Annotated in this window: 16 protein-coding genes; 12 read left to right on the top strand and 4 right to left on the bottom strand. The window is 65.2% G+C overall.

Features of this window, described 5'->3' with window-relative positions:
- The first annotated feature begins 25 nt into the window (after positions 1–25).
- A complete protein-coding gene (locus LDZ26_RS06965; protein ID WP_244846430.1) occupies positions 26–1,219 on the top strand; it encodes a cystathionine beta-lyase in 1,194 nt (397 codons plus the stop codon).
- Here LDZ26_RS06965 and serB read toward each other — a convergent pair whose 3' ends face one another.
- Entirely contained in the window at positions 1,220–2,059 is an 840-nt protein-coding gene (gene serB / locus LDZ26_RS06960) for a phosphoserine phosphatase SerB (RefSeq protein ID WP_244846428.1), read from the bottom strand.
- Between the two features lie 444 nt (positions 2,060–2,503).
- Positions 2,504–3,460: a LysR family transcriptional regulator gene (locus LDZ26_RS06955; RefSeq protein WP_244846425.1), complete on the bottom strand. Its 957-nt coding sequence runs from the start codon at positions 3,458–3,460 to the stop codon at positions 2,504–2,506.
- A 120-nt stretch (positions 3,461–3,580) separates the two neighbouring features.
- Here LDZ26_RS06955 and LDZ26_RS06950 point away from each other — a divergent pair, with 120 nt between their 5' ends.
- From LDZ26_RS06950 to LDZ26_RS06900, 11 genes are all read left to right on the top strand, one after another.
- A complete protein-coding gene (locus LDZ26_RS06950; protein ID WP_244846423.1) occupies positions 3,581–4,597 on the top strand; it encodes a zinc-binding alcohol dehydrogenase family protein in 1,017 nt (338 codons plus the stop codon).
- Between the two features lie 148 nt (positions 4,598–4,745).
- Positions 4,746–5,300 carry a DUF6013 family protein gene (locus tag LDZ26_RS06945; protein WP_244846421.1) on the top strand — a complete coding sequence of 185 codons (555 nt, stop codon included), beginning with the start codon at positions 4,746–4,748 and terminating at the stop codon, positions 5,298–5,300.
- Between the two features lie 200 nt (positions 5,301–5,500).
- A complete protein-coding gene (locus LDZ26_RS06940; protein ID WP_244846418.1) occupies positions 5,501–6,418 on the top strand; it encodes a Ku protein in 918 nt (305 codons plus the stop codon).
- A gap of 75 nt (positions 6,419–6,493) precedes the next feature.
- Positions 6,494–9,268 carry a DNA ligase D gene (gene ligD / locus LDZ26_RS06935; RefSeq protein WP_244846415.1) on the top strand — a complete coding sequence of 925 codons (2,775 nt, stop codon included), beginning with the start codon at positions 6,494–6,496 and terminating at the stop codon, positions 9,266–9,268.
- Between the two features lie 43 nt (positions 9,269–9,311).
- Positions 9,312–9,548: a hypothetical protein gene (locus tag LDZ26_RS06930; protein ID WP_244846413.1), complete on the top strand. Its 237-nt coding sequence runs from the start codon at positions 9,312–9,314 to the stop codon at positions 9,546–9,548.
- Positions 9,549–9,757: 209 nt separating this feature from the next.
- Complete coding sequence (locus LDZ26_RS06925; RefSeq protein WP_244846411.1) at positions 9,758–10,375, top strand: biliverdin-producing heme oxygenase; 618 nt, start codon at positions 9,758–9,760, stop codon at positions 10,373–10,375.
- Positions 10,372–12,753, top strand: coding sequence for an ATP-binding protein (locus LDZ26_RS06920; RefSeq protein WP_244846409.1), 2,382 nt, complete (start codon positions 10,372–10,374; stop codon positions 12,751–12,753). The genes LDZ26_RS06925 and LDZ26_RS06920 overlap by 4 nt, the downstream gene beginning before the upstream one ends.
- The gene (locus tag LDZ26_RS06915) at positions 12,746–13,210 is read left to right on the top strand and encodes a response regulator (protein WP_175940403.1); all 465 of its coding nucleotides are present in this window, start codon (positions 12,746–12,748) and stop codon (positions 13,208–13,210) included. The genes LDZ26_RS06920 and LDZ26_RS06915 overlap by 8 nt, the downstream gene beginning before the upstream one ends.
- 74 nt (positions 13,211–13,284) lie before the next feature.
- Positions 13,285–15,222, top strand: coding sequence for a response regulator (locus LDZ26_RS06910; protein ID WP_244846408.1), 1,938 nt, complete (start codon positions 13,285–13,287; stop codon positions 15,220–15,222).
- A 147-nt stretch (positions 15,223–15,369) separates the two neighbouring features.
- The gene (locus LDZ26_RS06905) at positions 15,370–15,837 is read left to right on the top strand and encodes a VOC family protein (protein WP_244846407.1); all 468 of its coding nucleotides are present in this window, start codon (positions 15,370–15,372) and stop codon (positions 15,835–15,837) included.
- A 35-nt stretch (positions 15,838–15,872) separates the two neighbouring features.
- Positions 15,873–16,349, top strand: a complete 477-nt coding sequence (locus tag LDZ26_RS06900; protein ID WP_244846406.1) for a VOC family protein — start codon at positions 15,873–15,875, stop codon at positions 16,347–16,349.
- On the opposite strand, the gene fetB is transcribed toward LDZ26_RS06900, so the two are convergent.
- Positions 16,350–17,165, bottom strand: coding sequence for an iron export ABC transporter permease subunit FetB (fetB, locus tag LDZ26_RS06895; RefSeq protein WP_244846404.1), 816 nt, complete (start codon positions 17,163–17,165; stop codon positions 16,350–16,352).
- Positions 17,162–17,869, bottom strand: a complete 708-nt coding sequence (locus LDZ26_RS06890; protein ID WP_244846403.1) for an ATP-binding cassette domain-containing protein — start codon at positions 17,867–17,869, stop codon at positions 17,162–17,164. The genes fetB and LDZ26_RS06890 overlap by 4 nt, the downstream gene beginning before the upstream one ends.
- Between the last annotated feature and the right edge of the window lie 103 nt (positions 17,870–17,972).

The following is a 17,972-nucleotide window of genomic DNA, read 5'->3' as shown; positions in this document are numbered from 1 at the left end:
TTTCATTCACGCTGACAGCAAGCCCATGACCGATTCCAGCAGCAAGGACCGAGACCTGCAAACGCGCATCGTCCAGCCGGACGACCGCATCACGCCCGGCTTCGAGTCGTTCTCCGTGCCGGTGGCGCGGGCATCGACGGTCGTTTTTCCGGACCTCGCGACCATGCGCGCGCTCGTCTGGAGCGACGACTCCAAGTGGCGCTACGGCCTGCACGGCACCCCGACGACGATCGCGCTCGCGCAGCGCCTGGCCGCGATCGAGGGCGGCGAGCACGCGCTTTTGCAGCCGTCCGGCCTCGCGGCGATCTCGAACGTGTACTTCGGCCTCGTCAAAGCGCGCGATCACGTGCTCGTGCCGGACAACGCGTACTCGCCGAATCGCGAGCATGCGGACTGGCTCGCGAGCGACTTCGGCCTCGAAGTCAGCTACTACGATCCGATGATCGGCGCCGGCATCGCCGATTCGATCCGTCCCAACACGAAGCTCATCTGGCTCGAAGCGCCCGGTTCGGTCACGATGGAAGTGCAGGACGTGCCGGCGATTACGGCGGTCGCGCGGGCGCGCGGCATCGTGACCGCGATCGACAACACGTTCTCGGCGGGACTCGCGTTCAAGCCGTTCGATCACGGCGTCGATATTTCGGTGCAGGCGCTGACGAAGTACCAGTCGGGCGGCAGCGACATTCTGATGGGCGCAACCATCACGCGCGATGTCGAATTGCACAAGAAGCTCAAGCGCGCGCGCATGCGGCTGGGCGTCGGTGTGTCGGCGGACGATGCATCGCTCGTCTTGCGCAGCCTGCCTTCGATGAAACTTCGTTACGAAGCGCACGACCGCTCGGCGCTCGCGCTCGCGCGTTGGCTCAAGACGCGCCCCGAAGTGGCCGCGGTGCTGCATCCCGCGCTCAATGATTGCCCCGGCCACGAGTTTTTCGCGCGCGACTTTTCGGGCGGCGCGGGCGGTCTGTTCTCGATCGTATTCGATGCCCGATACAGCGCCGAAGAGGTCGATGCGTTCGTCGAGGCGCTCAATCTTTTTTCGATCGGCTGGAGCTGGGGCGGCGCGCATAGCCTCGCGATGCCCTACAACGTGCGCTCGATGCGCACTGCGTCGCAATGGCCGCACGAAGGCGTGCTGGTGCGGCTGTACGTGGGTCTGGAAGACGAAGCGGACTTGCGCGCGGACATCGAATCCGCGCTCGGCAAGGCGTTCGCGTAATCAGAACAGGCGAAGCAGTCCGTCCAGTCCGACGAAGTTGAACGCGACGCTCGCCGACTCGCGCACGACGGGCTTCGCACGAAACGCCACGGACAGGCCGGCTTCGGCCATCATCTTCAGATCGTTGGAGCCGTCGCCCATTGCAATCGCCCGCTCGGGATCGATGCCGATCTTCTCGCACGTCTCGCGCAGCGTGCGCGCCTTCACGTCGGCATTCACGATTTCACCGATGACCTTGCCGGTCAGCTTGCCATCGACGATTTCCAGCGTGTTCGCGCGCGTGTAGTCGAGCCCGAGACGCGTTTTCAGGCGCTCGGTGAAGAACGTGAAGCCGCCGGACACGAGCAGCGTCTTCAGTCCCGCCGCGCGCGCGCCTTCGAGCATGCGTTCCGCGCCCGGCGACAGTCGCAGGCGTTCTTCATAGACGCGTTCGAGCGCCGTGGCGTCGAGCCCCTTCAGCAGAGCGACGCGGCGCGTCAGGCTTTCGTTGAAGTCCTTGATCTCACCGCGCATCGACGCTTCCGTGATGGCAGCGACTTCGGCCTTCAGCCCGCAAAAGTCCGCGATCTCGTCGATGCATTCGATGGTGATCAGCGTCGAGTCCATGTCCATGGCGACGAGACCGAAATCGGAAAGCTGCGCTTGCGGCTCGATGTACGCATAGTCGAGCGCGTGCGACCCGCAATACGCATCGACGTCGGGACGCTGAAGCGGATCGGCATCGACGAGGCGCAAGAGCGTGTCGTCGATACGTGAAGCCGTGCGCGAGCGGGCGAGGGCGGCAAGCGGCCGCAAGTGCGAATCGGCGATCGGGGCGGGGCTTTGAATGACGAGGTTCATCGGAGCGGATTTTTGTCGAGCGATGGCGCGGGAACCGGGTATTGTACGGGGCGAGCGTTGTTTCGACGCCGGGCGGGCATGCTTGGCATTTTGCATGCAGCATCATGCATGCGGCATGCAGTACGCGAACCTCCCTACCGCATGACCGCAGCCGGTTCGACTCGCCAATACAGCGGCTCGCCGAACCGCTTTGCGAGATGTCCGAGCGGGGGCTACCTCAACGCTGGCGAGCAGCGTTGGCATCTTGCATGCGGCACAGGGCCCGTTGCATGCAAAACACAGAACTCCCTACCGCACGACCGCAGCCTATTCGACGGTCTCGGTACGGCCGGTGGCCGAACCGCCCCGCGCGATGTACGCGAGGGGCGCGACCTCGACCCCGCGCGGGCATGCTTGGCATTTTGCATGCGGCATCATGCATGCGCATGCGAAACGCAAAACCTGCTAACGCATCACCGCCGCCGGATCGACGTCCCAATAAGGCGGCTCCCCGAACCTGCCCGCAAGAAACTCGATGAACGCCAGCGTCTTCGGCGGAACGAACGCGCGACTCGGATACACCGCCCAGATCGCGACAGTCTGCGCGATCGGATAGTCATCGAGCACGGTGACGAGTTCTCCGCTCGCGAGCAACGGCGCCACGCTCCACGTCGACTTCAGCCCGATGCCGATGCCCGCCGCGAGCGCATCGCGGATCACTTCGCCGTTGTCCGTGACGAGCCGGCCGGACACGCGTACATCGATCACGCCGGTCGGCGTGACGAAACTCCAGTCGCGCTGATCGGCGAGAATCACGCATTCGTGCTGCGCAAGATCGGCGGGATGGCGCGGCGTGCCGTGTTTCTCCAGATAAGCAGGCGACGCACACAGCACGCGCCGGTTGCTCGCGAGCTTGCGCGCGACGAGCGTCGAGTCCTTCAACGCGCCGATGCGTATTGCAAGGTCGATGCCTTCATCCACGAGATCGACGATCTGATCCGTCATGCGCAAGTCCATCGTCACGCTTGGATACTGCGCGAGAAATGCCGGAATCAGCGGCGAGATGTGCTGACGGCCGAGCGAAGAGGGCATCGTCACGCGCAGCCGCCCATGGGGCTCCGCGAGCGCCCGGCCGACCGATGCGCGCGCCGCTTCTGCCGCTTCCAGCAACTGGCGCGCATGCGCCGCGAAGATCTCGCCTTCCTGCGTGACGCTCACGCGCCGCGTCGTCCGGTGCAGCAGCCGCGCGCCCAGCATGCGCTCCAGACCCGCGATCCGCGCGCTCGCCACGGCCGGCGACAAGCCAAACTCGCGCGCCGCCGACGACAGGTTCGCCAGCGCCGCCGCGCGCACGAAAAGGCTCACGTCGAGCAGATCGAGCCGGTCCCGCGCGTGTCCTTCAACCCATGCGTCGCTCGCCATTCGATGGATTCCCCGAAAAATGTTTCCTGCATTATCGCGGTTTTGCGAAAGCGCGACGCGCGCTACGATGCAGTCACCGTTTGCATTAAGAATCCAAAGTCACCTCACCAAGGACACATCATGAAAGCCATCGGTTTGACCCGCTACTTGCCGATTTCGAACCCCGAATCGCTCGTCGACATCGAGCTCGATAAGCCCACGCCGACCGGTCGCGATCTGCTCGTGAGAATCGAGGCCATCGCGGTGAATCCTGTCGACACCAAAGTGCGCGCGCCGAAGGACAAGATCGAGGACAGCCCGCGCGTGCTCGGCTGGGACGCAGCCGGCGTCGTGGAAGCCGTCGGTCCGGACGTCTCGCTCTTCAAAGTGGGCGATGCCGTCTATTACGCCGGCGACATCACGCGGCAAGGCGCGAACAGCGAATTCCATCTGATCGACGAGCGCATCGTCGGCGCGAAGCCCAAGTCGCTCGACTTCACGCACGCGGCCGCGCTCCCGCTCACCACGCTCACGGCATGGGAAGCGTTGTTCGACCGGCTGAAGGTGTCCGCCGAAGGCAAGGACGCGGGCAAGACCGTGCTCATCATCGGCGGCGCGGGCGGCGTCGGCTCGATCGGTATTCAGCTCGCCAAGCAAGTCGCGAAGCTCCATGTGATCGCGACAGCGTCGCGGCCCGAGTCGGCGAAATGGGCGACGGAGCTGGGCGCGGATCGCATCGTCAATCACTTCGAGAACATTCCGGCGCAACTGAAGGACGCCGGCACCCCTCAGGTCGACTATGTGCTCATCTTCAACGACACCGACAAGCATTTTCCGGCCGCGGCCGAAGTCGTGAAGCCGCAGGGCAGCATCTGCACGATCGTCGAGAATGCAGCGCCGCTTCCCGTCGAACTGCTGAAGGCGAAAAGCGCGGCGTTTCACTGGGAGTTCATGTTCACGCGAGCGATGTTCCAGACGCCCGACATGATCGAGCAGCACAAGCTGTTGTCCGAAGTGGCGCGGCTGATCGACGCAGGCATCATCCGCACGACGCTCGGCAAGAACCTCGGAAAGATCGACGCCGCGAACCTGAGAGAAGCGCATCGCCTTCTGGAAGAAGGGCGCGCGATCGGCAAGCTGGTGATGACGGGTTTCTGAAACGCTTCGGCGCATTCTTTCCGGCGTGCGCGGGCTCGGGTTTTCCCCGACGAAGCCCGCGCATCCTCGGCGCTAGACTGACTCCGCCTTAAGCCGATCCGGCGCTCGCCGCGCCGGATTGCTCTCGCGCTTATTCAGGAGATGCCGGATGAATCGACTCTCAAACGCAGTGCGCGGCGCCTTCGCCGCCGTGGTCGCTGGCGGCGTGCTCGCGGCCGCGCACGCCACGCCCGGCATTCGCGTCTTGTCCGAAGCGCCGAACGACGGGCCGATCAAATACACGGTCAAGATGACGTCGAAGACCTTCGGCAACGAACAGGAGACGCGCACGATCCGCTCCGGCCAGAGCGACGACTTCACCTGGCAGGCGGCCGCCCCCAAGGGCGCGCAGGCGGTGCCGGACGCTTGCCCGCAGCTTTCGTCGATCCCGCGCGGCGCCGACGGCGCAGCGGTGCGCCAGGTGCAGATCCGCTTTGCGCCCGTCGTCGCGGACAACGGTTCGGCCAACGTGCAACTGAGCTTTCGGGGCTATGCGCCGAAGGGCACGAGCAAGGTCACGGTCGGAGGCAAGGCATTGCAGTGTCCCGTCGATTCACGCGTCAGCCAGATCGTGCGTTTCAGCATGCCGACGTCGACCGGATCGAAGAAGACCGTCACGCTCGATGACGGCACTCAACTGACCATCACGGCGAGCCGGAAGTAAGTCGCTCGCGCCGCGTCTTAACGCGGTAGTTCGTCTCGCAACTAACGGTCTTTATCGCCGGCCTACGCCAGCAACAGGCGGTCGACGACGTTGGCATCCTTCCTGCTACCAGAACCGATGCGCATGGCGTCGCGCCCGAAACGCGCCGCCGACATGCCAACCGCCAACGCATCGACCGTTCCGACAGCGAGGTAATCGCGATGCCGCACATGATCTGGAAAGGCGCGATCAGCTTCGGGCTGGTCCACGTGCCTGTGCAACTCTATCCGGCCACGCAGTCGGAGAAGGTCGGCTTCAATCTGCTCGACAAACGGTCGATGGACCCCATCGGCTACAAGCAGATCAACAAGAACACAGGCAAGGACGTCACGCGCGACAACATCGTGCGAGGCTTCGAGTACGAGAAGGGCAAGTACGTCGTGATGACCGATGCCGAAATCCGCGCGGCCAATCCCGAATCGACGCAGACGGTCGATATCCTCTCGTTCGTCGATGCCCCCGAGATCTCGTTCCTCTCGCTCGACACGCCGTACTACCTCACGCCCGACCGCAAGGGCGAAAAGGTCTATGCGCTCCTGCGCGACGCGTTGAAGGATACCGGCAAGGTCGGCATCGCGAGCGTCGTGCTGCATAACAAGCAGCATCTCGCCGCGCTGATCCCGGTCGGCCCCGCGCTCGCGCTCAATACGCTGCGCTGGGGCGACGAAGTGCGCGACTTCAGCCAGTTCACGTTTCCGGACGATGACACCAAGAAGGCCGGCGTCACGACGAAGGAACTGGACATGGCCAAGCGTCTGATCGACGACATGAGCGACTCGTGGGACCCGACCAAGTATCACGACACCTTCCGCGACGACATCATGGCGCTCGTCGAGAAGAAGGTGAAGGAAGGCAAGGTCGCCGAAGTGATGAAGTTCGAGGAAGGCGGCGAGGAGAAGGCGAGCGCGGACATCCTCGACCTGTCCGAACTGCTCAAGCGCAGCCTGAAGAAAGGCGGCGCGCCGAAGCGCGGCGGCAGTTCCCGCAATGCCGACGACGGCGGCGACGACGCAGGCAAGGAAGCCGCCGAGGAACCCGCGCGCCCGGCGCGCAAGACGGCGCGTCGCAAGAGGGCGTAGGGAGCGTAGAGGGCGTAGGGGGCGCAGGGGGCGATCAGGCGCCCATCGGACGACACGAAGAAGGACTCCACGACGATGACGGGCAAGCTCGAAACCTATCAGCGGATGCGGCGTTTCAATGAAACGCCCGAGCCTTCGGGCGAAAAGGCCGTCGCGCGCAAAACGGCGCGCCGCAAGAAGGCGCCCGCGCAGGCGCTTTCTTTCGTGATTCAGGAACACGACGCGCGGCGGCTGCACTACGACTTCCGGCTGGAACTCGACGGCACGCTGAAGTCGTGGGCGGTGCCCAAAGGGCCGAGCCTCGATCCGTCGGTGAAGCGCCTGGCGGTGCATGTCGAAGATCACCCGATCGACTACGGCTCGTTCGAAGGCGACATTCCCGAGGGCAATTACGGCGCGGGCAGCGTCATCGTATGGGATCGCGGGACGTGGGCGCCGCAGACCGGCACCGCCGAAGACGCCGCCCGCGAGTACGAAAAGGGCAAGCTCAAGTTCACGCTCGACGGCGAAAAGCTGCACGGCGGCTGGACGCTCGTGCGCAGTCACATGCGCGGCAGCGGCGACAAGGAACAGTGGTTCCTCATCAAGGAACGCGACGAGGAAGCGCGGCCCGAATCCGAATACGACGTACTCCTGAAGAAACCCGGCAGCGTGCTTTCCGACTCGCTCGGCGCGCGGCTCGAAAACGGCGAACTGCGCGAGCGCAACGAGCGCAAGGCGAAGCCGGCGGCGCGCAGAACGGTGCCGCGCCCGCCGAGCGACGCATCGAGCGGGCATGCGCATCCGGATATCGTCGCGACGCGCAATAGCGAATCGCTGCGGGCGCTGTCGCACGATCCGGCTATCGAAGGCGCCGAGAAAGCCAAGCTCCCCGCGCTTCTGAAGCCGCAACTCGCCACGCTCGTCGATGCCGCGCCGCCCAGCGACGACTGGTCCTACGAGATCAAGTTCGACGGTTATCGCGTGCTCGCGCGCATCGAGCGAACGAAGGGCAAGAGCGATATCCGCATCTTCACGCGCAACGGCAACGACTGGACGGCCAAGTTCCCGAAGCAGGTGAAGGCGCTGGAGAAGCTCGATATCGAGAGCGGCTGGCTCGACGGCGAAGCGGTCGTGCTCGACGACCGCGGCTTGCCGGACTTTCAGGCGCTGCAAAACGCGTTCGATGTCGGGCGTCCGCAGGGCATCGTCGTGTACTTCTTCGACCTCGCGTTTCTGAACGGCTACGACCTGCGCAATGTGCCGCTCGTGCAGCGCCGCGCGCTCTTGAAAGCGATCGTCGAACCGGTCGACGACCCGGCCTTGCGCTATTCCGAAGACTTCGCCTTCAGCGCCGACGACCTGCTCAAGAGCGCATGCGACATGGCGCTCGAAGGGATCATCGGCAAGCGGATCGACTCGACGTATGTGTCCGGGCGCAGCAACTCGTGGATCAAGCTCAAGTGCCGGCGCCGACAGGAGTTCGTCGTCGCGGGTTACTCGGAGCCGTCCGGCAGCCGCGGAAAGTTCGGCGCGCTCCTGCTCGGCGTGTACGACGCGAAGGGCAAGCTGCAATACGCGGGGCGCGTGGGCACCGGCTTCGATCACGCGATGCTCGTTGCGGTCAAGAAGGAGCTCGACAAGCGCGCGACCGATCGCATGCCGTTCGAGAAAGAGCCGCAGGAACGCAGCCGCACGCCGGTGCATTGGGTGAAGCCCGAACTCGTGGCCGAGTGCAATTTCGCGGAATGGACCAAGGAGCGCATCGTGCGACAAGCATCGTTCGTCAGTCTGCGCGACGATAAACCGGCGCGGCAGATCGTGAAGGAAGAGCCGACATCGGCCGAAAAGGTCGATGCCGAGGAAGAGAAGACAGTGACGCCCAAAGCGCGAAAGACGGCGGCGAAGACCGCAAAAAAAACAGCGGCCAAAACAACGGCCACAACGGCCTCGAAGTCCCGCGCGAACGCGACCGAAATCGAAGGCGTGAAGATCAGCCATCCGGACCGCGTGATCGACAAGTCGACGGGCCTGAGAAAGATCGATGTCGTCGAATACTACGCGTCGATTGCCGAATGGATGCTGCCGCACTTGCAGGACCGGCCGGTGTCGCTCGTGCGCGCGCCCGACGATATCGGCGGCGAACTGTTCTTTCAGAAGCACAGCGCGCGGCTCGCGATTCCGCACATCACGCAGCATCCGGACGTCGATCCCGGGCATCCGCCGCTTCTGACAGTCGAATCGGCGCAGGCGCTCGTCGGCACCGCGCAGATGGGCACCATCGAACTGCATACGTGGAACTCGGTGGCGTCGAATATCGAAAAGCCGGATCGCATGGTGTTCGATCTCGATCCGGGCGAGGGCGTCGGCTGGGATCGCATGGTGGAAGCGGCCAAGCTGACCCGCAGCCTGCTGGAAGAACTCGGGCTCACGTCGTTCTGCAAGACGAGCGGCGGCAAGGGGCTGCATGTGGTCGTGCCGCTCGCCAAGCAGGCAGGATGGGACGAGATGAAGGGCTTCTCGCAGGCCGTCGCGCAGTTCATGGCCAAGACGCTGCCGAAATTCTTTTCGGCGAAAATGGGCATGCAGAATCGGCAGGATAAGATCTTCGTCGATTACCTGCGCAACAATCGCGGCTCGAGCACGGTCTGCGCATTCTCGCTGCGGGCGCGGCCGGGCATGGGCGCGTCGATGCCGATCAGTTGGGACGAACTCGACGACACCACGCGCGGCGACCAGTGGAACATCGGCAATGCGCGCGAGCGGATGGACGCGCTCACGGCCGATCCATGGGAAGGCTATGCCAAGGCGCGCCAGCGGCTCACGGCGCAGATGAAAAAACGTCTGGGCATCGACGGCTCGCGCGGGTGATTCACGACATCGGAGCGCAAACGTAGCGCAAGCGGAGCGCATCATGAAGCAGGCGAAGGACGAACCCGAAAAGGACGAACCCAGAAGCACGCCCGAAGCGCCTCGGGACGACGAGGCCAACGCAACCAGCGACGACCGCGCGAAGCCCCCGCTGCCTCACGAGTCGGATCAGAGCGTGCAGTCGCAAGATGAGGAAACGCCGCGCAATGTAGGCAAGCAGGCGCATGAGGACATCGAACGCGGTCTCGTCGATACGGACCGAAGAAGCAGCGAACCATGACGCGCAGACCGGGCCGATGTGCCGCCCCAAGCGCCGATGTCCATGACATCGAAGGGGCGCCTGCGTAGAATGATCGTCTGTCTCAAAAAAAACGGGTAACACAGCCTGTTTTTACCGGACGCCACGCGCAACGGTCCTCCGGCCGGTAAGACGTTCCAGCCAGCTTGCCTTTTGCCGCATATCCGGCGCAACAAGCCTTACAACCGAACATGCGACACGACCTTCTGTCCCGCCTGAAGCAAGAAACCGCTGCGTGTCATTCCCGTCTGGAGCATGCGCTCGATCTCATGCGGGACGGCTTGCAGCGCGACGATTACATCGCGCTGCTCGAACGTCTATACGGCTACGTGGCCCCGTGGGAAGACGCGGTCGGCGCATGCCTGCCTGCGTCGCTGCACGCGTTCTTCGATGAACGCCGCAAGACGTCGCTGCTCGCCGCCGATCTCGTCGCGCTCAGTGGCGATGTCGCAGTGGCCGAGTCCATCGTGATCGCGAACGCGCGGAGCTTGCCGCCGATCGCCGATCTCGGCAGCGCATTCGGCTCGCTCTACGTGATGGAAGGCTCGACGCTCGGCGGGCGCTTTATCGCGCCGCACGTGGCCGAGCAACTGGGCCTCGCGCCGGGCGTCGGCAACGCCTACTTCGACGGCTACGGCGCGCGTACGGGCAGCATGTGGAACGCGTTCCGCGAAACCGCCGTCTCGGTCGTGCCGGAGACGGGATACGACGCCGCGGTGAGCGCCGCCATCGGCACGTTCGAGAGTCTGCAGGCGTGGCTGTGCCTCGAATCGTCCGACGCGCGAGCGATTTCGGGAGCCGCCGCATGAGCAATAACCCAGCGAATCCTTTGAGCGCAAGCCACGTTGCGGGTCCACCGGACGCGGAAGCGCGCCGCCTCACGCTCGATTCGGGCGTGGCGAGCAAGGACTGCGACGCCGAGCCGATTCACATTCCCGGCGGCATCCAGCCTCACGGTTATCTCGTGGTGCTGGCCGAAGGCGCCGGCGATCAAACCGGCCCGCGCATCGCGCAGGCAAGTGAGAACCTCGCGGCGCTGACGGGCGAAAGCGTCGAGGCGCTGCTCGGCAAGCCGCTCGATGCGCTCGTCGGCGAGGACGCCGCGCGGCGCGTTTTGCGCGCCGCATCGACGATGCAGCTGGAGGACTCGCCGCTCTATGTCGGCGCCACCGACAAGCCCGCGCGGCTCGATGTCACGGTTCACCGGCACGACGGCGTGCTGATCGTCGAAATGGAAGCGACCGCCGAGCCGGACGAAGCGGCGTTCTCGTCGATGTATCCGCTCGTGCGCACGTTCGCCCGCGATCTGCAGGATGCCACCACGGTCGAGGAGCTCGCGGAACTGGCCGTGCGCGAAGTCCGCGCCATCTGCGGTTTCGGCCGCGTGATGCTCTACAGCTTCGACGCGGAAGGCCGCAGCCACGTGCTCGCCGAAGACCGCGACCCGCGCTATGCGTCTTTCCTGCATCAGTTCTTTCCGGCATCGGACATTCCGACTCAGGCGCGCGCCCTGTACCTGCGCAACCGCATCCGCCTCGTGTCGGACGTGAACTACGTGCCCGCGCGCCTCGTCCCGGCCGTCAACCCGGTCACCGGCCGCCCGACCGATCTCAGTTTCGCCGCGCTGCGCAGCTTCTCGCCGGTGCATCTGGAGTACATGCGCAACATGGGCACGCATGCGTCGATGTCGGTGTCGATCGTCGTGCGCGGGCAGTTGTGGGGGCTTATCTCCTGTCACGATCACGACGCGCGCCGCGTGCCGTTCAGCACGCGCGTGGCGGTCGAGCATCTCGGGCACATGCTGTCGCTGCAAATCGAGGCGAAGGAGGAGCGCGAACAGGGCGAATATCTCGCTGAATTGCGCCGCACGATGGCCCGCCTCATCGCCGCGATGAGCGAGCACGAGAGCTTCGTCGCCGGTCTGCAAGACGTGCCGCGCGATCTGCTCGGCTTTACGCGTTCCGAAGGCGCGGCCATCGTGATGAACGACCAGATCACGCTGATGGGCAAAACGCCCGACGAAGAGACGGTGCGCGCGCTCACGCTCTGGCTCGCGGAGAACACGTCCGGCGTCTGGTCGACGGATTCGCTCGCGCGCCAGTGGCCGCCGGGGCAGGCGCATCAGGACACGGCGTGCGGCGTGCTCGCCGTGCCCGTGTCGCAGATCTTCCGGAACTATCTGCTGTGGTTCCGGCCGGAGGTCATGCAGACCATCAAGTGGGCCGGCGAGCCGGTAAAGATTCGCGGCGAGGACGGCGCGAGCGCGCCGCGCACGAGCTTCAGCCCCTGGCTCGAAACGGTGCGCGGCCATTCGGTGTCGTGGCGCCAGGCCGAACTCGAAGTCGCGAGCGAATTGCGCGGCGCGCTGCTCAACATCGTGCTGCGCCGCGCGGAAGAGCGCGCCGAAATGGCGACGGAACTCGCCCGCGCCAATAAGGAACTCGAAGCCTTTTCCTATTCCGTGTCGCACGACCTGCGCGCGCCGCTGCGCCATATCGCCGGTTACGGAGACCTGCTGCGCGAGCTGGAAGCCGAGCGCATGTCCGACAAGAGCCGCCGTTTTCTCAACAACATGCTGGAATCGGCGCGCTTCGCGGGCACGCTCGTCGACGATCTTCTGACGTTCTCGCAGATGGGCCGCGCCGCGCTGCGCCCCGCGCCGGTCGACCTCGGGCAACTGGTGCGATTCGTCGTGCGCGAGTTCGACTCGGAAACTGTCGGACGGCACATCGAATGGGTGATCGGCGAGCTGCCGCGCGTCACCGGCGACGCCGCTTTCCTGCAACTCGCCGTGCGAAATCTGATCTCTAACGCGGTGAAATATACGCGGACGCGGGAATCGGCGAAAATCGAGATATTCGCGACTCGCAGCGGCGACGAGCACATCATCGGTGTGCGTGATAACGGCGTCGGGTTCGACATGAAGTACGAAGGCAAGCTCTTCGGCGTGTTCCAGCGGCTGCATCGCGCGGAGGAGTTCGAAGGCACGGGAATCGGCCTCGCGAACGTGCGGCGTATCGTCGAGCGGCATGAAGGGCGCACGTGGGCCGAAGGGCGGCTGGGCGAGGGCGCGGTATTCTATTTCTCGCTGCCGGTCGAGTTTCACAGCGTGACGGGCCGCGAGGCCGGCAAGCCGAAGGCCGCATCTGCAACGTCAGTGACAAAATCAAGACCAGACCATGCTTAAACCGATACTGCTCGTCGAAGACAATCCGAACGACCTCGAGCTTACCCTCGTCGCGCTGGACAAGAGCCAGCTCGCCAACGAAGTGATTGTTGCGCGCGACGGTCAGGAAGCCATCGACTATCTCACGTGCGAGGGCCAGTGGAAGGAACGCGCGCCGGGCAATCCGGCTGTCATTCTGCTCGATCTGAAGCTGCCGAAAATCGACGGCCTCGAAGTGCTCGACATGGTGCGGTCGAACGCCGGGCTCAAGAGCATTCCGGTCGTCATGCTGACGTCTTCGCGCGAGGAGCAGGATCTCGTGCGCAGCTACGAACTCGGCGTGAACGCCTATGTGGTGAAGCCGGTGGAATTCGCGGAATTCGTCGAGGCCATCAGCGATCTCGGCGTTTTCTGGGCCGTGCTGAACGAGCCGCCGCCGGGCTCCACGCGGTTTCGTCGTCCGTCGGCGGGGCAGTGACGGTTGTGCCCATGTTCGCCGTCGTGACTTTCTCAGCGCCCGCGCGCCCGCTTTCGAGCGAGGCCGCCTAGACCATGCAGCCCCTGCATCTGCTTCTCGTCGAAGACAACGCACTCGATGCGGAACTGACGATCGCCCAGCTCGAACGCGCCGACTACATCGTGGACGCGACCATCGTCTACGACTCCGCGAGCTTCATCGCCGCGCTCGACAGCCAGCGCTTCGACGTGATTCTCGCCGACTTCGTGATGCCGACGTTCTCCGGCATCGAGGCGCTGTCCATTGCGAGCGAGCGCACGCCGGACACGCCGTTCATCTTCGTGTCGGGTCTGCTCGGCGAAGAACACGCCGTCGACATGCTCAAGCGCGGCGCGACCGATTACGTGCTCAAACAGCGTCTGCAACGCCTGCCTGCGGTGGTGCGCCGCGCGATGCGCGAAAGCGCGGAACGCGAGCAACGCATCGCGGTGGAGCGGGCGCTGCGCGAGACCGAAACGCATTTTCGCCTGCTGATCGACGCGCTGAAGGATTACGCGGTCATCACGCTCGATCCCGAAGGCCGCATCCGCACGTGGAACGCGGCGTCCGAGCGGATTCTGGGCTTTCCGGCGCAGGACGTGCTCGGGCAGAGCGCGAGCATCTTCTATAGCCAGGAAGACCGCGAAGCCGGCGTGTACGACAACGAACTGGACACGGCGCGGCGAGAAGGCAGTGCGAGCGACGATCGCTGGCTGTGGCGCAAGGACGGGCACTCGTTCTTCGCATCCGGCGTGACGACCGCGATTCGCACCGAGCATGACGAGCTGATCGGTTTCTCGAAGATCGTGCGCGACGCGACCGACGCGCACATGGCCGCCGACGCGCTGCGGCTCGCGAAGGATCAGGCGGAATCCGCGAACCGCGCGAAGGACCATTTTCTGGCGGTGCTCTCGCATGAACTGCGCACGCCGCTCACGCCCATTCTGGCGGCCGTGCGGCTGCTCGAAATCAAGCATCCGCTGCCGCCCGACGCGCACCCGACGCTCGATCTCATCCGCCGCAACGTGGAACTGGAAGCGCGGCTGATCGACGATCTGCTCGATCTCACGAGCATCGCGCGCGGCAAGCTGAGTCTGAACTTCGCGAACGTCGCGCTCGATACGCTGCTCACGAGCGCGGTCGATATGTCGGAGGCCGATCTGCGCGCGAAGCAGCTCACGCTCGAAACGCGGTTCGAGGCGGAGCGTTTCGTCGTGCTCGGCGATGCCGCGCGGCTTCAGCAGATCATCTGGAACTTGATGAAGAACGCGGTCAAGTTCACGCCGGCAGGCGGGCGTATCGAAGTGCGCACGTGGAACCCGGACGACCGGACCATTGCGGTGTCGGTGACGGACAGCGGCATCGGCATCAGCGCCGAGGCGTTGCCGCGCATCTTCTCGGCGTTCGAACAGGCCGACGATTCCATCACGCGCTCTTTCGGCGGATTGGGCCTCGGTCTTGCCATCGCGAGCACGCTCGCGCAGAAGCACGGCGGCACGCTCTCGGCGCATAGCGACGGCCGCGACATGGGCGCGCGTTTCACGCTGACGCTGCCGCTCGCGCGCGTGCAGCCCACGCACGAAGCCGCGCCGCTGCCGGAAGCCGCGCGCCACGAGAACGGCCGCGCGTTGCGCGTGCTGCTCGTCGAAGACAACGAGCAGACGTCGTCGGCCATGGCGGAAGTGCTGGAGATGCTCGGCCACGATGTCGCGGTCGCCACGACCGTCGCGGCGGCGCTCGAGCGCGCAAAGGGCGCGCCGTTCGACTTGCTGGTGAGCGATATCGGCTTGCCGGATGGCAGCGGTCTCGATATCGCGCGCGCATGGCGCGCACTTCAGCCGGACAAGCCTTCGGTCGCCATCACGGGATACGGCATGGACGAGGACATCCGCCGCTGCCGCGAGGCAGGTTTTCGCGATCATCTGACGAAGCCCGTCAACTTCTCGCGGCTCGAAGCGCTGATTCGCTCGCTCGCGGAACAGCTTTCGCAGTAGCTTCCGAAGCAGCGCCTTCGGTGCGTGCGGGTCTGCAAAAATTTGCGCCGGCTGCGCGGAACGATGTCGATTGACGGCATGCTTGCACGTCGTAGGACAGAGAGCGGGTGCGCCCGCTCGTCCACCACGTTCAATCACGGAGCCACCATGTCGCACAGTCCCGTCAAAGCCATTCCCGAAGGCATGCACTCGCTCACGCCGCACCTCGTCTGTGCGGGCGCAGCCGAGGCCATCGAGTTCTACAAGCGCGCGTTCGGCGCCGTCGAGATCGGACGCCTTCCCGGCGACGACGGCAAGCTCATGCACGCGATGGTCAAGATCGGCGATTCCATGCTGATGCTCGTCGACGAGCACCCGGACTTCGGCATGCTCGGCGCGAAGTCGCTGAAGGGCTCGCCCGTCACCATCCATCTGTACGTGGAAGATGTCGACGCCACGGTGAAGCAGGCCGAAGCCGCCGGCGCGCGCGTCACGATGCCCGTGGCCGACATGTTCTGGGGCGACCGCTACGGGCGTCTGGAAGACCCGTTCGGGCATCAGTGGTCGGTCGCCACGCACAAGCGCGATGTGAGTCCCGCCGAGATGCAGCAGGGCAAGTGCGCGCCCCGCGAATGACGTCACGCGCTATCCGAATCCCAAGGAGAAAGCTCATGCAGAAGATTTCGCCCTGTCTGTGGTTCGAGGCCGACAATGCGCAGGAGGCCGTCGACTTCTACCTCACCGTGTTCGACAACGCGCGCATCGTCGAAACCATGCGCCATACCGAAGCCAGCCCCGGCCCCGCGGGCAGCGTCCTTGCCGTGCTGTTCGAGCTCGACGGCGAAGAGTTCATGGCGATCAACGGCGGCTCGCAGTTCAAGTTCACGCCCGCCATTTCGCTGTTCGTGAACTGCGAGAGCCAGGAGGAGATCGACCGGTACTGGGACAAGCTGCTCGACGGCGGGCAGGCGCTCGCGTGCGGCTGGGTGACGGACCGCTTCGGCGTGACGTGGCAGATTGCGCCGTCGCGGCTGCGCTCGATGCTTCAGGACCCCGACCCCGCCAAAGCCAACCGCACCATGCAGGCGATGATGAACATGATCAAGCTGGACATCGCGGCGCTGGAGCGCGCTTACCGGGGCCAGTGATCACGCGCGGCGCTTCTTCGCCTTGCGCTCGACGAGCTTCGACGCATTGAAGCGGTGGTCCGGCGAGAAGAGCCGCCGGTACGTCATCACGACCGCGCCGACGACGCCCAGCCCCGACGCCGCCGCGATCAGGAACATGATGACGATCTGATAGCGCACCGCCTGCAACGGCGACTGCCCCGCCAGCACTTGCCCGGTCATCATGCCGGGCAGGCTCACGAGACCGACCACGGCCATCTGGTTGAGCGTCGGAATCATGCCCGCGCGCACTGCCTGGCGCGCGGGCCCTTTGGCCGCTTCCCAGCGCGTCGCGCCGAGCGCGAGCGACATCTCGACCGCCCCGCGTCCAGCGGTCAGCTCTTCCGTCATGCGTTCGATGCCGAGCGACACGCCCGTCAGCGTATTGCCGAGCACCATGCCGAGAATCGGAATCGTGTATTGCGGCTCGTACCACGGATGAATGCGGATCACCACGAAAAGCCCGAACGCGCCGATGAGCCACGAACTGCCCCAGATCGACACGATGCTGTCCACGTGCTGACCGGCATACGTGCGCCGCCCGCGACCGGACGCCGCGAGCCCCGCAATCACGGTCATCAAAACCATGAGCGGCAGCACGACATACCAGCGGCTGAACGCGAACACCCAGCCCAGCACGTAGCCGATAAAGAGCAGCTGCACGACGGTGCGCACCGCCGCGATCAAAAGCCGCCGCTCCAGCCCGAGGTCGAGCGCGACAGAAAGCGCCCCGTTCACGACGATGAGCGCCGCCGCGAGCCCGATATCGACCAGGCTCAGATCTTGGAAACCGTTCACGCGGCCTCCGCGGTTTCGGTAAGCGTGCCCGCCGACATCGCGAGATGGCGCGTGGCGACGCGGCGCGCCTGCTCCGGATCATGCGATACCCAGATGCACGCGCGCGCTTGCGCGCCGTCCGAATGGTCGCCCCCGTCGAACCATGCGCCGACGAGCGCTTCGATCGCGCGCACGGACGCGGGATCGAGCGAGGCGGTCGGTTCATCGAGCAGCAGCACGTCGGGGGCGAGTTGAAGCACCCGCACGAACGCCGCGATCTGCGCTTCGCCGCCCGACAACTCGCTTGCGAGCTTGTCGAGGAAATCCGCGCTGCGACCGGCTGCGTGCGCGAGCCGCGCGCCGGCGTCGCGATCGAAACGCGCATCACGATAGGTCTTCAGCGTGTACGGATAGCGCAGGTTGTCCTCGACGGTGCCGTCGAGCATGGCGGGCCGCTGCGCGATATAGGCCACGCGCCGCCGATACGCCGGAATGCCCGCGCGTTCTATGCGCTCGCCGCGCCACGTGACGACGCCCGCTTCGCACGGATCGAGCAGCGCGAGCGTGCGCAGGAACACGCTCTTTCCCGACCCCGAGGGCCCGGTGATGGCGACGCGTTCGCCCGCGCGCAGCGTGAAATCGGCGGGATGCAGCAGTACCGTGCCGCGCAGCGCATCGCGGCGCGCGACGCCCTTGGCCGCCACGAGCGGTCTGTCGTTAGCCATCTGCGGAAATCGTGGGGAGTTTCTTGTGGCCGTCATCTTACGCGGGCTCGCGGACATGAGCCGGGCACATGTCATGCTGGCGCGAAGTGAATCAGAAAAAACG

Source organism: Caballeronia sp. SL2Y3, assembly GCF_022879575.1.
Classification (GTDB): Bacteria; Pseudomonadota; Gammaproteobacteria; order Burkholderiales; family Burkholderiaceae; genus Caballeronia.
Note: the sequence above shows the minus strand (reverse complement) of the source record. Positions and strands in the feature narration are given on the sequence as shown.

Excerpts from the sequence above, each read along its gene's own strand:
- LDZ26_RS06965 (WP_244846430.1), top strand. The coding sequence starts at position 26 with ATGACCGATTCCAGCAGCAAGGACCGAGACCTGCAAACGCGCATCGTC.
- serB (WP_244846428.1), bottom strand. The coding sequence starts at position 2,059 with ATGAACCTCGTCATTCAAAGCCCCGCCCCGATCGCCGATTCGCACTTG.
- LDZ26_RS06955 (WP_244846425.1), bottom strand. The coding sequence starts at position 3,460 with ATGGCGAGCGACGCATGGGTTGAAGGACACGCGCGGGACCGGCTCGAT.
- LDZ26_RS06950 (WP_244846423.1), top strand. The coding sequence starts at position 3,581 with ATGAAAGCCATCGGTTTGACCCGCTACTTGCCGATTTCGAACCCCGAA.
- LDZ26_RS06945 (WP_244846421.1), top strand. The coding sequence starts at position 4,746 with ATGAATCGACTCTCAAACGCAGTGCGCGGCGCCTTCGCCGCCGTGGTC.
- LDZ26_RS06940 (WP_244846418.1), top strand. The coding sequence starts at position 5,501 with ATGCCGCACATGATCTGGAAAGGCGCGATCAGCTTCGGGCTGGTCCAC.
- ligD (WP_244846415.1), top strand. The coding sequence starts at position 6,494 with ATGACGGGCAAGCTCGAAACCTATCAGCGGATGCGGCGTTTCAATGAA.
- LDZ26_RS06930 (WP_244846413.1), top strand. The coding sequence starts at position 9,312 with ATGAAGCAGGCGAAGGACGAACCCGAAAAGGACGAACCCAGAAGCACG.
- LDZ26_RS06925 (WP_244846411.1), top strand. The coding sequence starts at position 9,758 with ATGCGACACGACCTTCTGTCCCGCCTGAAGCAAGAAACCGCTGCGTGT.
- LDZ26_RS06920 (WP_244846409.1), top strand. The coding sequence starts at position 10,372 with ATGAGCAATAACCCAGCGAATCCTTTGAGCGCAAGCCACGTTGCGGGT.
- LDZ26_RS06915 (WP_175940403.1), top strand. The coding sequence starts at position 12,746 with ATGCTTAAACCGATACTGCTCGTCGAAGACAATCCGAACGACCTCGAG.
- LDZ26_RS06910 (WP_244846408.1), top strand. The coding sequence starts at position 13,285 with ATGCAGCCCCTGCATCTGCTTCTCGTCGAAGACAACGCACTCGATGCG.
- LDZ26_RS06905 (WP_244846407.1), top strand. The coding sequence starts at position 15,370 with ATGTCGCACAGTCCCGTCAAAGCCATTCCCGAAGGCATGCACTCGCTC.
- LDZ26_RS06900 (WP_244846406.1), top strand. The coding sequence starts at position 15,873 with ATGCAGAAGATTTCGCCCTGTCTGTGGTTCGAGGCCGACAATGCGCAG.
- LDZ26_RS06890 (WP_244846403.1), bottom strand. The coding sequence starts at position 17,869 with ATGGCTAACGACAGACCGCTCGTGGCGGCCAAGGGCGTCGCGCGCCGC.